Raw genomic sequence first — 21,442 nt, forward strand, 5'->3', positions numbered from 1 at the left:
TATGTAACCTGATAGAAGATGTTATTTTAACTCGAATCCTTGAAGCAGGAAGCGACGAAACCTTAAAAGGGGGAATGGATATGCCACTGATCTCGTCCACTGAAATGCTGCAAACAGCTCGCAGGGACCAATACGCCATCGCTGCATTTAACGTACATACCCTGGAGATGCTTCAGGCTGTCGTTGAAGCGGCTGTAGAAACCGAATCACCACTAATTATTCAAACCACGGTGGGCACAGTCAACCACTTGGGTCCGGATTACATTGCCCATGCGGCTAAAACCGCAGCGGACTTGACGGATATCCCCATCGCACTTCATTTGGATCACTGCACTGATTTTTCGACGATTATCCGATGCATTCGAGCAGGTTATACCTCCGTTATGATCGATGCATCTATGTACCCTTTTGAAGAAAACGTGAACCTAACCCGTAAAGTGATGGAGGTTGCCCAGGCATCTGGCGTGAACGTGGAGGCGGAGCTTGGCAAGGTCGGCGGTGTTGAGGACGATATTGTCGTTGAGGAACAGCATGCTTCCCTAGCAGATCCTGAAGATTGCGTGCATTTTGTTGAACGTACCGGCGTAACTACACTCGCTCCAGCAATCGGTACCGCACACGGTATATATAAGGGGCAGCCGAACATAGATTTTGAACGAATTGAAACCATTGCGAATCGAGTATCGGTTCCTTTGGTACTGCACGGTGGTTCGGGCATACCAGCTGAACAGATTCATCGGGCGGTTGCACTGGGGATGTCCAAGGTAAACATAGCCACAGAGCTGCGTATTGCTTTTTCCAAAGCTATCAAGGATGTTTTTTTAATTCATCCGGAAGAGAATGATCCACGCAAATACATGGCTCCGGCGAAGGAAGCAGTTAAACGGCTTGCCATGGAGAAAATACGGTTATGTGGAAGCACTGGCAAAGCCGGCGTAGTCCGATGATTACGACAGTCACACTCCATGCGGCCATCGACCGGACGTTGTACGTTGACAAGTTTGGCGTAGGCCAAGTGCATCGGGTGACCCGACAGGTTAATGAGCCAGGTGGCAAAGGCAATAACGTAGCCAAGGTGATCCGGCAGCTCGGGGGACAAGTCACAGCCACAGGCATTATTGCTGGCAATAACGGTGAATTTATTGAGAGCAGTCTGACTGAACGGGGGATACGGACTGCTTTTATCCAATCAGCGGGAGACTCCCGAGTCTGCCTTAACATTGTGGACGATTCCAGTGGCAGCTCTACCGAGCTGCTTGGGCAGGGTCCAACCATGTTAGAAGCCGAAGTTGAAGCGATCAAGAAAAAAGTACAGGAGCTTGCCACCCAGTCCAGTGCGGTTGTCATGTCTGGAAGCTTACCCCCAGGTGCACCGGACACATTGTACGCAGAACTGATTTGTATTGTTCGTTCAGCAGGCGCGAAAGCCTTTCTGGATACAGGTGGAACAAGTTTCAGCATTGGGCTGAGTGCAACACCCCATTTCGTGAAGCCGAATGAGCAGGAGCTGGCCGAATGGCTGGGGCAGAAGCCAAGAAACGTGAGCGAATGGGCCCGTGCAGCGCACAGGTTGGCGGATCAAGGCATTGACGAGGTGTGCATAACACTCGGCAGTGACGGTGCACTGGCTATTTTAAAAGGAAATGCATATATGGTGAAGCCGCCATCCATTCAGCCTGTGAATACGGTAGGTTGCGGAGACGCCTTTGTTGCCGGCATGGCATATGCAGGAGAGCGCGGCGATTCGGCTGAGTCCAGACTGCGTACGGCTGTCGCGGCTGCTGCTACGAATGCAATGTCTTCTAAAGCAGGTGACATCGACTATGTTCTGTTTGAGGAATACGAACATCAGGTGCAAATTATACCTTTATAATGGTTGAAGGTTTTGAAAATCAGCTTCATATCCCTCATGAATAACCGTTAGAGAGATGCTTTTCTTATGGGATGCAGTTCACGTCGACATATTGCAATCCATCCTTTCATCCTACACAATAGAGCTAGCACGGGCTGAAGTTAACGGATATCATGCAGGCCCAGACATATTAAAGGAGAGACTTATGCAATATTCAAAGGGTGAACTGCGCAGAGCACAAACATTGGAACTGATTAAATCGCATGGAAAAATATCGCTGCAAGAGATTGTCCAGACGGTTGGCTGCTCAGAAGCAACTGCAAGACGTGACTTGGACGCACTTGAAAAAGCGGGCGAGATTATTCGAACAAATGGGGGAGCCATATATGAAGGGGGTCTGACGTCGGCGGTATCGGAGCTGCCTTTTGCAGCAAAACGCGATTTCAGACGGATGGATAAGGAACGGATCGCCGCCACGGCCGCCGCCCTTGTTAAAGCGGGAGACATTATCTGCCTGACGGGAGGTACAACGACGTTCTTTATTGCGAAGGCACTCAAAAAGCACCGTAATATTACGATTGTCACCAACGCGGTGAATATTGCTTATGAATTGGCTGATGCCGAAGATATTCAGGTCGTGGTCATTGGTGGCGTTATGCGTTCCAAAAGCTACGAATTATGTGGTCCGCTGGCGGAAAGCGTGATCGACAAAATTAACATTACGAAAATGTTTCTCGGGGTGGACGGAGTAACGCAGAATTTCGGCTTTACGATGCATTCCGAGCTTGAAGCCCGTATAGCCCAATTAACTATGGAACGTTCCAGCGAAGTTTATGCTGTATTCGATCAAAGCAAGATTGAGAAAAGTGCTTTGTTTACTATTGCTCCCTTAACTCAGGTGACAGGGGTAATTACGAATAAACAGCCGGAGGGATGGTTTGAGCAGGCGTGCCGGGAGCATCAGATTGCGATACATACAACTACAGACCACGTTGCTTCTATATAAATACGCTTAATACTCAAACGCCCTTCCCTTCATATGCTGGCTAATTTGCAGGACAAGGGAGGATATGCGAATGCATTTTTCCAAGTTTATGCTGATCATTGCGATGGTTTGTGTTGTATTCGCTGAAGCGGGCTGTTCCAGCTCATCCTCTTCAGGCGGCGATACATCCGCAGACCCGCAAGGTAAGGTGAATCTGGTCTTTTGGAGTCATCAGGAAGACGCCATTGTGGGCGCATACAAGAAATTAATATCCAAATACCAGACCTTACACCCCGATATAACGATCGAGTATCAGACCTTTCCATATGATGTATACAGCCAGAAGTTGAAAGCCTCATTCTCCGCGAAGAAACCGCCCGATATTGCCGAATTCTTCGGCACGTGGGTGCCCGAATATTCCAAGAACGATCTGCTTGTCGAAATCCCTGATAGTGAAAATGTAAAAAAAGCATACTATGATGCCCCCTTGGGGGGATATTTGCGGGATAAAAAGCTATACGGACTGCCACTTGAATACAACATTGAGAACGGTGGCATGCTGATTCACCCGCAAATGCTCAAAGACCAAGGCTTCGACCACACACCGTCGAACTGGACAGAGCTTGTGGATTACGCCAAAAAATTGACTGTCCGTGATAACAATGTCATTAAAGTCAAAGGCTTCGATTTTGTATCGGCAGACAATATTACGTTTACTTTCTTATCCCTTATTTTGCAGCAAGGTGCAAGTTTTATGGGTGAAGACGGACATGTTAATTTCCACACACCGGAAGCGGACAAAGCGATGTCCACCTTGGTTTCGCTCGTGGCCGATGACAAAGTTGCGGATTTAACCACGTTCGGCGGTGAGCTGGATACCTCTGACTATTTTTTTCAGGGGAAATCAGCCATGACCTATCGCGGTCCCTGGACGATTGCTGCGGGACAAAACAACTATAAGGTTGATGATTTTGAATACGTTTCTGTGCCTTCCTTTACGGAAAATCCACCCGTTTTTGCTGCCGAATCCGGTTGGGGGCTTGCGGTGTCAAAGAAAAGCAAACAGCAGGAGGCTGCGCTTGATTTCATCCAATTCATCTCGGAGAAGGACAACCTCTCGACCTGGAATACGGACACCTTTACCGTTCCAGCCAAAAAAGAAATTGCCGAAAACCCGGAATTCCTGAAGAACAATCCTCATCTAAAGCCCTCGCTGGACATATTGGCGTTAGGTCAATGGATCGGCCCAATAGCAGACCGGGATTTCTTCTTCAAGCAGGTTAACGACAATTTCCAACTGATGGCCAGTGGACAGCAGAGTGTCGAGGACGGATTGGCGAATATCGAACAGACGATCAATGATAATCAGGATCAACATAAGTGATAGGGGTGCTGGGGCATGAGTACTGCTATATCTACCAACAAGGCGGGCAAGGTTAACCCAGCGGTAAAGTCAACGGCTTTCAGGGCAAAACGAAGGTTCATCATCATCTCACTCGTACCGATCTTGCTTTTGTTCGGGGTGTTTGCTTTCCTTCCCATCGCATGGAGCCTGGGCTTGTCCGCATTCAAGTATGACCCGCTCAGCTCAAACGCGATATTCGTGGGGGCGGAGAACTATATCCGCATGTTCCAGGATTCCATCTTTCTGAAGTCACTATGGGTAACCTTCAAATTTGTATTTATCGCCGTACTGATCAACATTGTCATTACGCTTTTGATTGCTTCAGCGATTCAGCGAGTCCGCATCCCGTGGCTTAAAAATGGCTTTCGGACCGTATTCTTTCTTCCCACGATCGCTCCGCTGGCGGGAACAGCCATCGTATGGAATACCATGTTCAATTACAATGACGGCTTGTTCAACATGATTCTCGCCAAGCTGAATATGGCGCCGATCCAGTGGCTCAGTGATCCGCATTATGCGCTCTATTCCGTCATTATGATGACCTTGTGGGCTGATATTGGCTATAATATCGTTCTTTTCATTGCCGGATTGGATTCCATCCCGGATATGTACTATGAAGCAGCGACGCTGGAGGGGGCGGGCCGCTGGCATGTCTTTCTTCACATTACACTGCCATTGCTGCGCAGAACGTTGCTGTTTGTTTCCATCACGACAGTTGTTTCCTATTTTCAGGCCTTCCCACAATTTCAGATTATGACCAAGGGCGGACCCTTTAACGAAACCCGAGTGCTGTCACTGCAAATTTATGAACAGGCATTCTCCAGCTCCAATATGGGGTACGCATCCGCTATGGCAACCGTGTTTCTAATGATCATCCTGCTTGTGACGCTGCTGCAACTTCGATGGGGGCGCACGCAATGGGAACATTGAGAGGAGAGGGGAGAAGAAGCCGATGCCGCGTAAATTTAGCCTGTGGGAAGGGTTTACTATCGCAGTTCTTGCAGTTATAGCTTGTGTTATGCTTTTGCCTTATGTCTGGATGGTTCTGTCATCTCTGAAAAGTAACATGGACATCGTCTCAGGTTCCGGCGGTTTTTTTCCAAGTAAGCCGAGTCTGGACGGATACCGAACGGTTTTTAGCGAGGCGCCGTTTGTCACGTGGCTGCTGAACAGTCTGGTGACTTCCGTCATCATAACGGTGGTCACCTTGTTTACTAGCGCTCTAGCCGGATATGTCTTTGCCAAGCATCAGTTTAAAGGCAAGAAACTGCTGTTCATTCTGATCCTGGCAACCATGATGATTCCCTTTCAGGTTATTATGATTCCCACGTATCTGATCACGGCTGAGCTTGGACTAGTTAACCATTTGCTGGCGATTATTTTGCCCAATCTGGTCAGCTCCTACGGCGTATTTCTGGCTAAACAATTCATAGAAGAGATTCCACAGGAGCTGCTGGAGGCAGCAAGGATGGACGGTTCTGGCGAATTCAGGCTGATGCTTCGCATCGTTATGCCGCTTATTCTACCGATGCTGTCAGCGCTAGGGATATTCACGTTTATGAACTCCTGGAATAACTACCTGTGGCCACTGATTGTATTAAATGATGAGAGCAAGATGACCGTTCCGCTGGCATTGGTCTATTTTAACGGAACGCACCAGGTCAATTACAACGTCGTCATGTCAGCTGCGGTACTGATTACAATACCGGTTATTATAATGTTCCTGATCTTCCAGAAGCAATTTATTAAAGGCCTAGCTATGACGGGCATGAAATAACGGGTGAGGAGAAGAGTTATGACTAAAATCTCAATTATCGGAGCAGGCAGTGCATTTACGCGAGAGATTGCTATGGATATCCTGCTGATTGAAGGCTTGGAGGGTGGCACTATTGCCCTGGTTGATATTGACGAGCGGCGGCTTGATTTGGCACGCAGGCTGGTGCTTCAAATCGTAGAACGGACAGGGAAGAAGTGGGAGGTGATTGCCTCTACTGATCGTAGAGAGGTCATCGGCGGTTCACAGTTCGTGATTAACCAAATTGAAGTAGGCGGGCTGGAGACAGTTCGTTATGAATATGAAATTCCGCTGAAATACGGGGTAAAGCAGTGCATTGGCGATACGCTGGGACCCGGAGGACTGTTCAAGACACTCCGTACCCTTCCCAGCTGGATGGAGATCGTGCGAGACATTGAAGCGCTCTGCCCAGACTGCATCATTCTAAACTATACCAATCCGATGTCTGCGGTTACACTCCTGACTTCCCGCATTACGGATATTCCGGTAGTGGGACTATGCCACTCCATCCAGAACACGTCGGCTCAACTGGCCGAATATGCCGGAGTTCCATATGAAGAGATGTCATGGAAAGCCGGAGGTATTAACCACATGTCCTGGTTTGTGGAGCTGTCCCACGCCGGGAGGGATCTGTATCCTGTTCTGTTGGAGAAAATACAAACTCCTGAGCTGCTGCGGCAGGATCCGGTACGCTTTGATGCGATGAAATACCTGGGCGCATTTGTCTCGGAATCCAGCGGCCATTTCTCGGAATATATCCCGTATTACCGTAAACGCCAATCGCTTATCGACCAGCACTGCAACTCAGGTTATAACGGAGCTACGGGATTCTACGCTGACAACTGGCCGATCTGGCGGAGAGAGAATGATGAGCAGATCGTTTCACAGCTTGAGGGAACGGCACCGCTTGAGCTGAAATCCAGCAATGAATATGCAGCCATTATCATCGAAGCAGTCTTGAAAAATGAGCCGAAAGTCATTTATGGTAACGTTCCTAACCAGGGATTGATTGAAAATCTGCAGCCTGATGGTGTGGTGGAAGTGGCCTGTCTCGTTGATGGGAAAGGAGTTCAGCCTTGTCGCTTTGGAAGACTGCCCGAGCATTTGGCCGCATTGTGCCGCTCGAACATGGCTTTTTTTGACCTGGCTGTGGAAGCTGTGCGGAGGAGTGACAGGGAAATGGCTCGCCATGCACTGATGCTGGACCCACTAACTGCTGCGGTATGCTCCCTGGAGGAGATCGGAAGCATGTTCGATGAACTGTATGAGGCGGAACAGGGATTTGTTCCGGTGTTGAAATGATGCAGAGACAGGAAACAAGTCCCATTGTTGTTATCGCTGGCGAGCTAAATGTAGACGCCATTGTATCCGGAAAAGATGTGATGCCGGAATGGAATCGAGAGAAAATGGTTGATGGCTTCGAGATTGTACTTGGTTCCTCTTCAGCAATTACGGCCTGTGCGCTGGCCAGCCTGGGAGCGGATGTGAGATTCGTTAGCGTAGTGGGGGATGACGATTTCGGAAAATTCTGTATAGCTGAGCTGCAGCGTATGGGCGTAAATACAGAGCATGTAACCCGATTGTCTGGCATCAAGACAGGGGTAACCCTGTCGCTCTCCACACCTGACGACCGCGGGTTGTTAACTTACGCTGGCAGCATCCCGTTGTTGACACCGGATTATATTCCAGAGTCTCTGTTGCAGCAGGCCACACATCTTCATTTTGGTTCCTATTATTTGCAGGATGGAATGAGACCTCATTGGCGAGAGCTCTTTACAAGATTGCGGGCAAATGGGATCAGCACGTCTTTTGATACAGGTTGGGATGTATCCAATCAATGGGACCACGAGGGCATAAGTGCACTACTGACGGTGACGGATTTATTTATTCCCAGCGAGGATGAACTGCTGCACATTTTCCCTGCTGACGGGGTAGCCGATGTGCTTGACTCCATGCTTCCTGCGGTGGCGGGGATTGTAGCGGTCAAACAGGGGTCAAAAGGTGCTACACTGCGCGAACTGGACGAAAGTACAATATCGGCCGGACCTTACACTTTGACCCCTGTCGATACGACAGGAGCAGGCGACTGTTTCAACGCAGGAATCATATATGGATACTTGCTCGGGATGAGGAGCGAAGAACTGCTGCGATTTGCCAATGCATGTGGGGCATTGTCCACACTTGGCATTGGTGGGACAGGAAGCCTGCCGACGATGGAGGCTGTTCTTCTTTTGCAAGCAGAGCATGTCCAATAAATCCTGATTTTAATCTAACACAACCAAATTGATCAAAGGGAGTTGAGGAAATGTTGAAGTTCGGTAAAACATTGCTCGTGGGATTAAGTATGGTGGTAGGGATAGGCTTGGTTTCAGGGATTGAATGGTCCTCATCTGCTGCCGCAGCAGGTACGGATTACTACGTAGCGACTAACGGAAATGACTCCAATGCGGGAACGAGCAGCGCGCCATGGAAGACGCTTCAGCACGCAGCGGATGCTGTTCCTGCAGGCAGTACAGTGCATGTTCGTGGCGGTGTGTACAACCAGAAGCTGAAGATCACCCGCTCAGGCTCCGCTTCACAGGGGCCGATTGTATTCACTAACGATGGCACGGAGACTCCGATTATTGACGGCACAGGACTTTCGGTTAGCGGGATTGAAGGGTTGATTGACCTGACCGATGTGAATTACGTTACCCTTCAGGGATTTGAAATTCGCAATTATACTACAGCTACTAAGGACGTCATGCCCGTAGGCATTTATGTTCACGGATCAGGCAGCTTCATCAATTTGTCTGGTAACAAAGTCCATGATATCAAAAACACGGCCACCCCAACCGGCAGTGATCTGCTTGGCCGTGACGCACATGGGATCGCCGTATACGGCACAAAGGCACCTGAATCCATTCACGATATTACGATTAATGGTAATGAACTGTACAATCTTGTGCTCGGCTCCAGCGAATCGCTGGTTCTCAACGGTAACGTGGACACTTTCTCGGTGACTAATAATGTTATTCACGATAACGACAACATCGGCATTGATCTCATCGGTTTTGAGGGTAAAGCGCCGAATACGGCTTACGATCAGGTACGGAACGGACTCGTGAAGGGCAACAGAGTCTACAATATCTCTTCCAATAATAATCCTTCGTATGGAAAGTCACTTCCGAATAACAGTAATGCGGCCGATGGCATTTATGTCGATGGTGGCAAGGACAGTATTATCGAACAGAACTACAGCTACAACAATGATATCGGTATCGAGATTGCGTCCGAGCATGCCGGTAAATCTACCAGCAATATTACAGTTCGCAGCAACGCAGTCTACAACAACCGACTCACCGGCATCGCGATGGGCGGGTACGATACCAAACGCGGCTCCACAGTAAACTGTAAGATCGTTAACAATACCGTATACAAAAATGACACGCTTGGCGATGGCAGCGGCCAGCTTTACGTTCAATACGACACACAAAATAACGTAATTAAGAACAACATTTTCGTAGCCAGCTCTACAGATGTATTGATTTACAATGAATACACCAAGAATTCCGGAAACGTTGTGGATTATAATCTCTATTTCGCCCCTGCCGGAAGTAATGGAGCGAATTGGACATGGAAAAATAAAGATTATACAGGATTCTCCGCTTATAAAACGGGAACTGGCAATGACGCACATTCCTTGTTCATTGATCCCAAATTTGTAAATGCTTCAGGATACGATTTCCATCTTCAATCTACATCTCCAGCGATTGATGCCGGGAACACGGATAATGCAATTATCGGGACACTGGACATTGAGGGGAAACCGAGAGTACAGGGAGCTGCTGTGAATATCGGCGCTTACGAGTGAGCCTTATAATCTAATGGGAAGATTCTTCCCTAAGACAAACCGACAAGGGTAGCTGAGTGATCAGCTGCCTTTGTTTTATTTAAATTGTAATAACCCTCTTTAAATACCTGTACCTGAATTAGACCTTACGTAAACCCATATTTAGGTAGGAAGCGGCATTTCCATTTCGAGCCAAGGATAGTAAAATCGGTTATAGCATGATTAATGCTAATGTTAATTCACAACTTTAGCCAAGAAAGGAGGATGTGGAATGAAACCCGGTTCCATCAAGCACTGCATGGTCATCTATTGGACCATAATCTTAATGCTAGTTTTGGCCGCGTGTTCCCGATCAGAACAAAATGAAAATCCGTCACTCCCACAGCCCGCTCATCTTATACAACAGCCAGTTGAATACAAGCCGAACCCCGATGAACCCGCATGGAAGCTTGATAATATGCCTGTGGATTTGACCTGGTTTGTGGGCGCGAACTGGTATGGTCACACATGGGGTGAGAGCATGACCTCCAAGGTTGTAACAGAGAAAACAGGCGTCAACATCAAATTCGAAGTGCCATCCGGCGAAGCCAGCGAACAAATTGCGCTCATGATGACTTCCGGTAAGCTGCCGGATTTGATGACAATAGGCTCGTGGGAAAGTGCAATTAATAAGTTGTGGGAAGGCGATCAGGTATATGCTTTAAATGAACTGGCGGAGAAATATGATCCCTACTTTTTCAAGGTCGCGGGGGACGGTGCATTGAAGTGGTATCGTCAGGAAAACGGCAATACATATGGCATTCCAAATGATTCATACAGCCCCAGCCTGATGCAGGCCACCGGTTTGACGGCTGCGAACCAAACCTTTTTGGTGCGAAAAGATCTGTATGAGGCTATGGGAAGACCGGATTTAAGCAATCCGGAAGGCTTCTTAAACGCTTTGCAACTATTGAAAGATCAGTATTCTGTGTATAAAGGTCAGCTCATCAGTCCTTTCTTTGCTCAGGGGAATGTCTCTTACGGGATGACCGAGTACCTGCAAAACCTGCTGGCTATTCCGCATGAAAAGGACGGCAAATTTAACGATCGTATGACCGACCCGGACTATATCACCTGGCTGAAAACTTTCCGCACAGCTTATGAACGAGGCTTGATTAATGTGGATTTTATGGTGGACTCGAATGCTCAGGTAGAGGAAAAAACCAGTAATGCTCGTTATTTTATGATGATTCGCGAGTGGACTGGCATGGCGGCTATCAATCCGATATTGGCCGCGGGTGCATATCCGAATTCCTACTACATCGCTGTGGATGGCCCGCAAAACAGCCACGGTGATTCCGCCAGACTGTTCCCTGGCAACATGGACGGCTGGATGGTTACGATGATTAGCAAATCCACCAAAAACCCTGAACGAGCCATCCGCTTCTTGACCTATCTGGCCAGTGAAGAAGGCCAAAGGGATATATTTCTGGGCAAAGAAGGCGAAACATGGGCGATGGGGAATGGCAAGCCGTATTTGAATACGGAAATGGTCCAATTGCTTGACACAGATAGGGAGAGGCTGGAAAAGGAATACGGTATCATGGATACCTACTGGATGCTGCGCAACCCTGCCTTCGTTAACCAGTGGAGACCAGAAAAGGCACCATCCGTTAAGCAAATGGAGGAGTTCGCGAACAAACAGGCAGATATGGACAGCGGTATCTATAAGGGAATAGATCCTGTAGGAGATTCCGATATAGCCTTATCCTGGTCGCGTATTTCTCAGAATTGGGAAGAAGTTCTGCCTGAACTGATTACCGCCAAAGATGAAGCTGCTTTTGATAAAATTTTCGAAAATTTCTTGGCCCGCCGTGTGAATTATGGTTTTAATCAGGTGATGGAATACCGTCAGACCGAGCTGGAGGCGAGAAAAGCCAAGATGGCTGAATAATCATACCCCAACATCCTCGCTCTCTATCAGCTAACTTGTAATATATGGTATAACAAAGGTGGTGAGGGTTTCAGAATGAATTACCTACTGACTAGATTGAGGAAACTTTACCGCAATGCCCGTATATCCCAAAAGCTGTTTCTGGCGTTTAGCCTGATGATTGCCATACCCGTTATTTTAGTATCCTTTTTATATATTCGCATGCAGGAAACCCAGCTATACAAGGACGCTATGGCAGCAGGCAACAGCCACGTTTCATGGCTAAACGAACAATTGCGCAGCAGAATGGACATTATTGAGAACGCTTCCAACACGGCGCTCACTCAAAAGTCATTTGTGGATTTTATTCATTCCAATATGCTTGTGGATGGACTGCGACTGGTGAAATTTAAGCAAAACCAATTTGAGCAAATGCAAAACATCATTCAAAGTAATGCGATGATCAGTGAGCTCAGCTTTTACGTGGATAATCCGAACTTGTATGAAATCTGGCCTGAAATCTATCATTATCAGAAATTTTGGCCGCAGGATTACTGGGCAAAGCTTCGGGATGAAGGTGGTGCGGCTTACCGCTTATTTTCTTTTAAGGATGGTGAACATACGCTATCATACTACCGGCTGGTTCGCCTTCAGGGTCAGGAGAAAAAACGACCTAGTATTATGGAAATTCGCGTTCCGCACAGTATGTTTTTCAGCGACCTGCTCCAGGAGAGCAAGGGAGACTTCTTTTCTGTTTTGATGAACGAAAGCGATCCCCCCCAATATGTTTATAATCCCCAGCATGAATTTTCTCGAAAAGCCGGAGAAGGACTGGACGAAATCCTTGGCGGTATTCATCGCCAGTTGGATGTACTGCCACAGGAAAGTCCCGTTAAGATTAAGGTAGGAGATCAGAGCTACTATGCACTGTACCGTTACATCGCTCCGTTAAACACTTATGTGGTCGATATTGCCTCCCATCAGGCATTGATGAAGGGGCCACGCAGCTGGTACGCATTTGTGGTAACGATTACATTATGTGTACTGCTGCTCATCATGCTGCTCGTATCACATACAACTCGGCGCATTTTCCGTCGGCTGGACAGCGTACTGGCTTCAATGCGTCAGGTTCGGAAGGGTGAACTGGATGCAACGATTGATACCGGCCTTGATGAGAACGAAAGAGGGGATGAGATCGATGAGGTGGCTGTGAGCTACAACAAAATGTTACATGAGGTCAAACGTCTGATGACACAGGTCGTGGATAAGCAATTGATCGCCAAAAACGCACAGCTGCACTCCCTGCATTCGCAGATCAACTCTCATTTTTTGTATAACGCACTGGAATCTATTCGTATGCTCGCGGAGGTTCAACGGCAACCCGCTATTGCGAATTCATTGGTATCATTAGGTTCGCAACTTCGCTACAGCATGCAGTGGCGCAGCGATACCGTTGCGCTTCGTGAGGAACTTGCCAACATTCAAAGCTACATTCAATTTATTAATTTAATGGAAGGCGGCAGCTTCATGTTGACGGCAGATCTCCCGCAGGAGGTGCTCCGCTATGCGATTCCTAAAATGTGCATGCAGCCCATCGTTGAAAATGCAGTGCATCACGCTGCGCCGTCAGGCGGTAGTGTGTGTATTCAGATCACCGTTTCAGTGGAGAATGACCGCTTGCTCATTAAGATACAAGATGATGGAGAGGGGCTAGACCCGGAGATGTTAGTCCGACTGCAAGCGGCACTGCGGGGAGACTCAGATTCGCCGATTGTTACCAGCAAGAACGGACTTGGTTTGGAAAACGTGAATAAGCGGCTGCAGCTTCATTATGGCGAGGATTGCGGTCTTTGGATTGATAGTGTTCAGGGCGCTTATACCTGTGTAACGATACGTTTGCCTTGGGAAAATGTAAATCTTGGAGGGTGGTAGGACGTGATCAATATTCTGGTTGTGGACGATCAAAAGCACATACGTGACGGTCTGCAGGCGATGCTGCATCAATTTCCTCTGGAGCTGAACAACATTTACTGTGCCGCAAGCGGGATTGAGGCGCTAATCCTTTTGCGCCAGCATAACATTCACATCGTTATTACCGATATTATGATGCCGGACATGGACGGGCTGGCACTGATGGCACAAACCAAAGAGGAGCGCATCGAGGTGGAATACCTCATTATTAGCGGTTATAGTGATTTTACATATGCCCAAAAAGCCATCGAACTTGGGGCAAAGGGATACTTGTTAAAACCTCTGAAGCGAGAGGATCTGCAAACTTCACTAGAGCATGTATGGCAGGAAATCCAAACAAGGCAGGCGCTTACGCACAACATGCAGCATGTCTCCCGTCTTGCCCGAGAGACAGATCGTAAAGAATTACGGATGTTTATGCAGGGGGCGTTAAACGATGAGGCTTGGATTCTCCAAATCCAGGAACAAAATCCTGCACTATGGCACAATTATCGCTTATGTTTGCTGCGAGAGAAATGTTGGATCAACCAGCCGGGTGCCAGCAGCGTTCATAGCATGGAAGCTATTGCCTATGGTGTGTTCGGTAGACAAGGTTGCATTTGCCTGCAACACAGCCCGTATCTGATCCTCGCAGTGAATGCCGCTTTAGATCCGGATGCTTTGCCGGCGTCGCTCAAGGAAGGAATGATCGATGCTATAACCGTTATGACTGACCCGCAGCAAGGATTAAAGATGTTGCCCGGCAGCTATACACAAGTACATGAGCTATACCACCATAGTTACTTGTTTCCAGATCAATATATCATCCTGCCAGCACATATTGAGCATATGGAGCAGCAGTGGCAACTTCCCTATGAAGAGCTATATGAACTGTTCCAGTCTGTTGGGACCGACGATAGTGGTAGAATCGCTCAGGGCCTTTCCGCAATATTTCACAAAAATGTGCTGCAACGCTATCATATTCGCTATACCCAACAGCTCTGCGGCGCCACAGTGCAGATGATGGAGGAATACGAGCGAGTTATTCGTCCCTACATGGGTGAAGAAGCGCTGGATCTTGAATCTTTGCGTAATCTCTTTGATTATCCGGGGATGCGCGATTATATTCAAGCGCTGCAACAGCAGCTGCTTCGACTGAATCAGTTCTATTTTGAATATAAGCACAGTTATCGCAATTCTCAGGATTTAAATGAAGCCATCCGTTTTATACACGAGAGCTATCATAAGCCGCTGGACCTCGCGATGGTATCCAATCATGTGTCGCTTAATTACGCCTATTTCTCAAATCTGTTCAAGAAGAACATTGGCAAAGGTTTTGCCGAATACCTGAGAGATGTACGTATGGATAAAGCGCGGCGTCTCCTAGCCGAAACCGACCATAAGATTGTTGAAGTGGCTGCTATGGTAGGCTATGAAAGCTACAAAAGCTTTACGCGAGCGTTCCGCCTTGTGATGGAAATTCAACCCACAGAGTATCGACAAATGATGCGCCAAAAGGTAGAACGTGAAGTACAATACCACAGTACAAATATATAAATTGAATCAAAACCCAAAAAAATGGGATATAACAAAAATAATTGTACCTTTTCAGCAGATTAACCTATTCGATAGAATAAAGATATTCCCCAATGTAAGCGATTACCTTTGTACGCCTAGATTGGGAGAAACTATTATCCTATCAAAGGAGGGCAATTATGAAACCATCTCACTTTACGGAGAAACGGTTTATGAAAAAGGTACTTGGTTTGTTCTTAGTGGTTGTGATGCTGGCTAGTGTTGGCGTGTTGCCAACTTCAAAAGTTCAAGCAGCTGGAACTACAGTTACCTCAATGGAGTACTTCTCACCAGCAGATGGACCTGTTATTTCAAAATCAGGGGTTGGCAAAGCCAGCTACGGATTTGTTATGCCTAAGTTCAATGGGGGCTCCGCTACGTGGAACGATGTTTACAGTGACGTGGGTGTCAATGTGAAAGTGGGTAACAACTGGGTTGATATTGATCAAGCCGGAGGTTATATCTATAACCAAAACTGGGGGCACTGGAGCGATGGCGGTTTCAATGGCTATTGGTTCACACTTTCCGCAACAACCGAAATTCAACTGTACTCCAAAGCGAATGGTGTTAAGCTTGAATATCAACTTGTATTCCAAAACATTAACAAAACAACCATCACAGCGATGAATCCGACACAAGGGCCGCAAATTACAGCAAGTTTCACAGGCGGTGCAGGCTTTACATATCCAACGTTCAACAATGATTCTGCGGTAACCTATGAAGCCGTAGCGGATGATTTGAAGGTGTATGTAAAACCTGTAAACAGCAGCTCATGGATTGATATTGACAATAATGCAGCCAGCGGCTGGATTTATGATCACAACTTCGGCCAATTCACCGACGGTGGAGGAGGTTACTGGTTTAACGTAACCGAATCGATCAACGTCAAATTGGAATCAAAGACTTCTTCGGCTAACCTTGTTTATACAATTACGTTTAATGAAGCTACAAGAAATTCATATGTCATTACGCCATACGAAGGAACAACCTTCACAGCAGATGCAAATGGTTCCATTGGAATCCCGCTTCCCAAAATTGATGGGGGTGCGCCAATCGCCAAAGAACTGGGCAATTTCGTATACCAGATTAACCTCAATGGGCAATGGGTGGATTTGAGTAACTCCAGTCAGAGCAAGTTTGCATACTCGGCTAATGGCTACAACAATATGTCTGATGCCAACCAGTGGGGGTACTGGGCCGATTATATCTATGGTCTTTGGTTCCAGCCAATCCAGGAAAATATGCAAATCCGTATCGGATATCCGCTGAACGGACAGGCGGGTGGAAATATTGGCAACAATTTCGTCAACTATACCTTCATCGGTAATCCAAATGCTCCGCGTCCGGATGTATCCGATCAAGAGGATATCGCGATCGGAACACCAACCGATCCGGCTATCGCGGGCATGAATCTCATCTGGCAGGATGAATTTAACGGAACTACGCTGGATACAAGTAAATGGAACTATGAAACAGGATATTATCTCAATAACGATCCCGCTACCTGGGGATGGGGAAATGCAGAACTGCAGCACTACACGAACAGCACTCAAAATGTTTATGTACAGGACGGGAAGCTGAATATCAAAGCCATGAACGATAGCAAATCTTTCCCGCAGGATCCGAATCGGTATGCGCAGTATTCTTCAGGTAAGATTAACACCAAGGATAAACTCTCCTTGAAGTACGGCAGAGTAGATTTTCGTGCCAAGCTTCCTACAGGGGATGGCGTTTGGCCAGCGCTGTGGATGCTTCCAAAAGATTCTGTATATGGCACATGGGCTGCATCGGGTGAAATCGATGTTATGGAAGCAAGAGGACGTCTTCCAGGGTCTGTAAGCGGTACCATACACTTTGGCGGACAATGGCCCGTGAACCAGTCTTCGGGTGGCGATTATCACTTCCCAGAAGGGCAAACTTTTGCCAATGATTATCATGTATACTCGGTCGTCTGGGAAGAGGACAACATTAAATGGTATGTCGACGGCAAGTTTTTCTATAAAGTCACTAACCAGCAGTGGTATTCCACAGCTGCACCGAACAACCCGAACGCTCCTTTCGATGAGCCGTTCTACCTCATTATGAACTTGGCAGTTGGCGGAAACTTCGACGGAGGCCGTACTCCGAACGCGTCCGATATCCCGGCAACTATGCAAGTGGATTATGTACGTGTGTATAAAGAACAGTAATAAAACAGCCGTTTCCGCGATTGGGGTCGTGTCGAGGCCATTCACCATAGTTATGGGTGATGAGGCAAGTTGAACGGAGAAGAAAAGACAGGGAAGACCAACAACAAAAATGTTGTTGGTCTTTGTCGTTTGAGAAGGTAGCCGCTTAGTCTCAAGCGAAATTTCTCTTCTCTACAATAATGAAGCAGCCTTCGTTCAACAATTGAACGAAGGCTGCTTGGAGTTTTATATCATGCCTATTTATTGTGTATTTCCATGAAAATGCTTTTAATGACGGGAAGCTGCTTGTGCCGAAGGGCGTGATACCACAGGAGCTTCTTCACGCACAACCGCCTGTACTGATGGACGTGTTACCCCAGCTGCTTCTTCCCGAACTACCGCTTGTACTGCCGAACGTGTTACCTCAGGAGCTTCTTCACGGGCTACCGCTTGAGCTGAAGGACGTGTTACCCTAGCTGCTTCCTCGCGAGCTGCCGCTTGAGCTGATGGGCGTGTTACTACTGGAACTTCTTCACGAGCTGTCACTTGAGCTGATGGACGTGTTACTGCAGGAGCTTCTTCACGGACAGCCGTTTGCTGCGATGGACGCGTTACCGTGGAAGCTTCTTCACTTGCAACCACCCTCGGAGTATTGCTCGAAGCCCAAGCCGTTGTCACTGTACTAATTGCAGCAACGACGAATAGCGTCGATATCGCTACAACAAAGGTCTTCTTTTTCACATTCTTTACGTTAAGCATAAAAGTTAATCTCCTTTTTAGTTGTTTACCGTCCCCGGATAAAGAGGAGCAGAATTGTATTGGTAGAAGCCTTGATCCTGCCACTACGTTCAGGATGGTTTCCCCATATCGTTTACGATCCGCAAGGGACATTCCCTTTACGACTTCTTCATCGCAGGACAGTTCACTCCACGTATGAATATCTTTGGAAAGCATATGGACCAATGGATTGAACCAATGCAATGCACGGGCTACTAATATGAGTGCCTTGATCCATAGATCTTTCCTTTTCAGGTGGATCAGTTCATGATGGAACACCATACCCATATCCACGTTTGCAGAATTCTTCATAGGCAGATAAATAGTAGGTTTCCTGAGCCCAATTAGAAAAGGACTGCGAATTAGAGCGCTGCAAGCAAGCCGAACCTCGCTCTTGAGACCCAGATTCTCCTTGACTACAGGGAGCAGCATAGCAACTTCGCTGGTCTTCGGAACGATAGTTTGCGTAAGTTTTAATGTCTTGAGAAACCTGAGATAACTATATGTTTGCCATGCTGCAAAAGCTATGGCCCCGATTACCCATAAGCATATTAAAGCGAGAGCTACGTTTGTTGAAATGGTCTGTACCTGGATGGCAGGAGCCGGATTGAATGGTCCAGGTAACACTTGTTGAACATTTAAGGGTAACTCGTTTACTGTAGTACTGGATGTGAACAACGAAAAAATCCAATTAAAGACCAGAAAGATGGGCAATAGATACAAAACTAAAGCCATTTTTCCAATTCCAAAACGCCATTTTGCAGGAATGACTTGAAAGGGAGCAAGGCGCAAAGACAGAATGAAAGCGACAACGACACTTCCGGCAACAGTCAGCGTAGACAGTAATACAAGAATGGTATTCATAGACTACACCTACTTTTCTGAAAACCATTGTCTCAGCTCTGCAATATCTTGATCAGAAAGCTTGTCGCCATCATACAAAGCTGAAATCAAATTTTTTACAGAGCCTTGATATAATCCATCCAGCACTTGTTGTGCCTCCAATAGCTTGTAGTCTTCGGGCGAAATACGAGGGACATACTTGTTGGTACGTCCATCCCTTGTAGCTGTAAGAGCCCCTTTGTCTACCAGCCGAGAGAGAAAGGTGGAGATCGTTTGCGCCTTCCATGCTTTCCCCTTTTGGGAAAACATGTTCAGCAGTTCGGTGGAGGTGACAGGTGGATCACACTCCCAGATCACTTCCATCAGCTCCATTTCAGTATCCGATAATTTTTGAAGATGGTTCACGGTGAACACTCCTTAACTTCGTTATGCGTCCATATCGAAGGTTATTACTACACTACGTAGTAGATATAAATTACTACAACGTGTAGTAGATAGTCAAGTGTTGAATGGATGTTGCGGAACCAGAGTCAGGTTTGTACTAGCTATATAAGTTCAACTAATGATTATTTACACTGACACTCCGATGACAGAACAACCTTCCGATCGCTGTTATCCCCAGATTTTTTTGATTCCTTTTTGAAACGGGGAAATTCGGGGATAAAGGCGAACGCTTCGCTTCTTCAGGTTATTTCTGTCCTCTCCGTTCTCGTGTAAATGTTTAGTTGAAAATATATAGTAAGCTCAATCTTTGATTTATTATAATGCAGAGACGAATGTCTGGAGTATATACTTAGTCTTAAATCCTGAAATCACTATAGGGAGGAACTACATGAATTTGTTTCATATACAATCTACACTGCAAGAGACCGACTGGACCGCGTCGTTCCTGAAGAATAACTTTATCGGCATTGGTTGGCCTGCGACAGGAGATTTGGAGCACGAGCCTGCAGAAGAATGGACAGAGCAATTAGTTCAACGCTACAGGATAGGAAAGACGGAACTTAGTGATGTCCTAGATACGCTCCATACTTTTGTCTACGTTATGCAGGATGGGGACTATGTCTTGATAGACGATGAAGAATGGGCATATGTTGGGGATTTGGGCGATTATTTTTACGATGATTCCAACGGAACCGGAGAGGAATACATATGCCACCGACGAGGAGTTACCTGGCTGGGACGCATCCCCTTAGCAGAGTTAAATGACAAAGTACTTGCACTTGTAAGTCATTACTCAATTATTGCGAAATTCGAACATCCAATTTCGCAGGCTCAACTGGAACCCTGGGTTTCGACCATCTCTGCAACCACTGAAGGAGATAACCATTCTTCAGTTAGAGTAGATGAAGGCACTATTCAAGAAGCACTCGATGTTCTAAAAAAGGCATTGCAGAGCGAAGAAGAGGATCTGCGAATCCGTGCAGCGGCAGCTATTTTACATTATGCAAAATCCTAGGGGCTTTCTCACTTTGGTTTCTTTGATATCGGCTATTCTAGTAAGGGATAAGAGGAGCGACAAAGGACAATATGTATATGAGTTGAATAATAGTTAGTGTTGAACAGACGCCAAATGGTGTCATAATATTTAAACGACACTACATGGTATGGAATGAAATTAACGGCTTTTTCTTGGCAATCATATGTAGGAGAGAATCATTTTAGAAAATACAATAATATGACTAGCATGATGAAGGATGGTCCCTGATGACAACTAATAAAACAAATCCCAAAGTTGATGAATATTTAAAGAAAGCAAAGAAGTGGAAGGAAGAATCGGAGAAGCTAAGAGAGATCGTTCTTTCCTGCGGCCTGACCGAAGACTTTAAGTGGATGCATCCTTGTTACACGTTGGAGAATAAAAACGTCGTTATCATTCATGGATTTAAGGAATATTGTGCGCTTCTTTTCCACAAAGGAGCTCTGTTAAAGGATGAGCAGGGTATTCTAATCCAACAAACAGAAAATGTACAAGCAGCTCGCCAGATCCGGTTCACCAATCTTCAACAAATCGTTGACATGGAAACTATCCTGAAAGAGTATATTGTTGAAGCCATTGAGGTTGAAAAGGCCGGATTAAAAGTGGCACTCAAAAAGAATACAGAATATGATGTTCCAGAAGAGTTTCAAACTAAACTGGATGAAAATCCTGCTTTGAAAACGGCTTTTGAAGCACTGACGCGTGGACGTCAACGAGCTTACCTTTTTTATTTTTCGCAACCCAAGCAATCCAAAACCCGCGTGTCCAGGATTGAGAAATCTACGCAGCAGATTCTGGATGGAAAAGGGTTAAATGATTAAGGTGATAATGTAACCGGGAAGCAGTCTGTTTTGAAATTAATTTATAT

At 46.6% G+C, this 21,442-nt stretch carries 17 protein-coding genes; 15 read left to right on the forward strand and 2 right to left on the reverse strand.

Translation table 11 applies throughout. From position 1 onward, the window contains the following. Positions 1–80: 80 nt before the first annotated feature. The 13 genes from fba to ACDJ58_RS13790 all read left to right on the forward strand — a co-directional run bounded on the left by fba (position 81) and on the right by ACDJ58_RS13790 (position 17,495). Positions 81–947 (forward strand): class II fructose-1,6-bisphosphate aldolase, encoded by an 867-nt coding sequence (gene fba, locus ACDJ58_RS13730; protein WP_413378766.1) that lies wholly within the window; start codon positions 81–83, stop codon positions 945–947. Next, the gene (locus tag ACDJ58_RS13735; protein ID WP_413378768.1) at positions 911–1,873 is read left to right on the forward strand and encodes a 1-phosphofructokinase family hexose kinase; all 963 of its coding nucleotides are present in this window, start codon (positions 911–913) and stop codon (positions 1,871–1,873) included. The genes fba and ACDJ58_RS13735 overlap by 37 nt, the downstream gene beginning before the upstream one ends. Before the next feature lie 184 nt (positions 1,874–2,057). Beyond that, the gene (locus ACDJ58_RS13740) at positions 2,058–2,858 is read left to right on the forward strand and encodes a DeoR/GlpR family DNA-binding transcription regulator (RefSeq protein ID WP_413378770.1); all 801 of its coding nucleotides are present in this window, start codon (positions 2,058–2,060) and stop codon (positions 2,856–2,858) included. Between the two features lie 70 nt (positions 2,859–2,928). After that, on the forward strand, positions 2,929–4,221 hold the full coding sequence (locus tag ACDJ58_RS13745) for an ABC transporter substrate-binding protein (RefSeq protein WP_413378772.1): 1,293 nt from the start codon (positions 2,929–2,931) through the stop codon (positions 4,219–4,221). A 15-nt stretch (positions 4,222–4,236) separates the two neighbouring features. Continuing rightward, positions 4,237–5,172, forward strand: a complete 936-nt coding sequence (locus ACDJ58_RS13750; RefSeq protein WP_413378774.1) for a carbohydrate ABC transporter permease — start codon at positions 4,237–4,239, stop codon at positions 5,170–5,172. Between the two features lie 22 nt (positions 5,173–5,194). Continuing rightward, on the forward strand, positions 5,195–6,019 hold the full coding sequence (locus tag ACDJ58_RS13755; RefSeq protein ID WP_076288557.1) for a carbohydrate ABC transporter permease: 825 nt from the start codon (positions 5,195–5,197) through the stop codon (positions 6,017–6,019). A gap of 18 nt (positions 6,020–6,037) precedes the next feature. Then, a complete protein-coding gene (gene melA, locus ACDJ58_RS13760) occupies positions 6,038–7,339 on the forward strand; it encodes an alpha-galactosidase (RefSeq protein WP_413378777.1) in 1,302 nt (433 codons plus the stop codon). Beyond that, entirely contained in the window at positions 7,336–8,292 is a 957-nt protein-coding gene (locus ACDJ58_RS13765; RefSeq protein WP_413378779.1) for a carbohydrate kinase family protein, read from the forward strand. Before melA ends, ACDJ58_RS13765 begins: the two co-directional genes overlap by 4 nt. Positions 8,293–8,342: 50 nt before the next feature. Beyond that, a complete protein-coding gene (locus ACDJ58_RS13770) occupies positions 8,343–9,890 on the forward strand; it encodes a choice-of-anchor Q domain-containing protein (protein ID WP_413378781.1) in 1,548 nt (515 codons plus the stop codon). 250 nt (positions 9,891–10,140) lie between these two features. Beyond that, entirely contained in the window at positions 10,141–11,802 is a 1,662-nt protein-coding gene (locus tag ACDJ58_RS13775; RefSeq protein ID WP_413378783.1) for an extracellular solute-binding protein, read from the forward strand. Between the two features lie 75 nt (positions 11,803–11,877). Next, the gene (locus tag ACDJ58_RS13780; protein ID WP_413378786.1) at positions 11,878–13,713 is read left to right on the forward strand and encodes a sensor histidine kinase; all 1,836 of its coding nucleotides are present in this window, start codon (positions 11,878–11,880) and stop codon (positions 13,711–13,713) included. Positions 13,714–13,716: 3 nt separating this feature from the next. Further along, entirely contained in the window at positions 13,717–15,288 is a 1,572-nt protein-coding gene (locus ACDJ58_RS13785) for a response regulator transcription factor (RefSeq protein ID WP_413378788.1), read from the forward strand. Positions 15,289–15,446: 158 nt separating this feature from the next. Continuing rightward, positions 15,447–17,495: a glycoside hydrolase family 16 protein gene (locus ACDJ58_RS13790; RefSeq protein ID WP_413378790.1), complete on the forward strand. Its 2,049-nt coding sequence runs from the start codon at positions 15,447–15,449 to the stop codon at positions 17,493–17,495. Between the two features lie 267 nt (positions 17,496–17,762). Here the strand turns inward: ACDJ58_RS13790 and ACDJ58_RS13795 are convergent, their stop codons facing one another. Further along, positions 17,763–19,115 carry a M56 family metallopeptidase gene (locus ACDJ58_RS13795; protein WP_413378792.1) on the reverse strand — a complete coding sequence of 451 codons (1,353 nt, stop codon included), beginning with the start codon at positions 19,113–19,115 and terminating at the stop codon, positions 17,763–17,765. Positions 19,116–19,124: 9 nt separating this feature from the next. Continuing rightward, positions 19,125–19,499 (reverse strand): BlaI/MecI/CopY family transcriptional regulator, encoded by a 375-nt coding sequence (locus ACDJ58_RS13800; RefSeq protein ID WP_413378794.1) that lies wholly within the window; start codon positions 19,497–19,499, stop codon positions 19,125–19,127. 427 nt (positions 19,500–19,926) lie between these two features. On the opposite strand from ACDJ58_RS13800, the gene ACDJ58_RS13805 reads away from it, so the two are divergent. Further along, complete coding sequence (locus tag ACDJ58_RS13805) at positions 19,927–20,553, forward strand: hypothetical protein (RefSeq protein ID WP_413378796.1); 627 nt, start codon at positions 19,927–19,929, stop codon at positions 20,551–20,553. Between the two features lie 248 nt (positions 20,554–20,801). Further along, positions 20,802–21,395, forward strand: coding sequence for a YdeI/OmpD-associated family protein (locus ACDJ58_RS13810; RefSeq protein ID WP_413378798.1), 594 nt, complete (start codon positions 20,802–20,804; stop codon positions 21,393–21,395). Positions 21,396–21,442: the final 47 nt, after the last annotated feature.

The organism is Paenibacillus taichungensis (assembly GCF_047302525.1).
In the GTDB taxonomy this organism is placed as follows: domain Bacteria; phylum Bacillota; class Bacilli; order Paenibacillales; family Paenibacillaceae; genus Paenibacillus; species Paenibacillus taichungensis_B.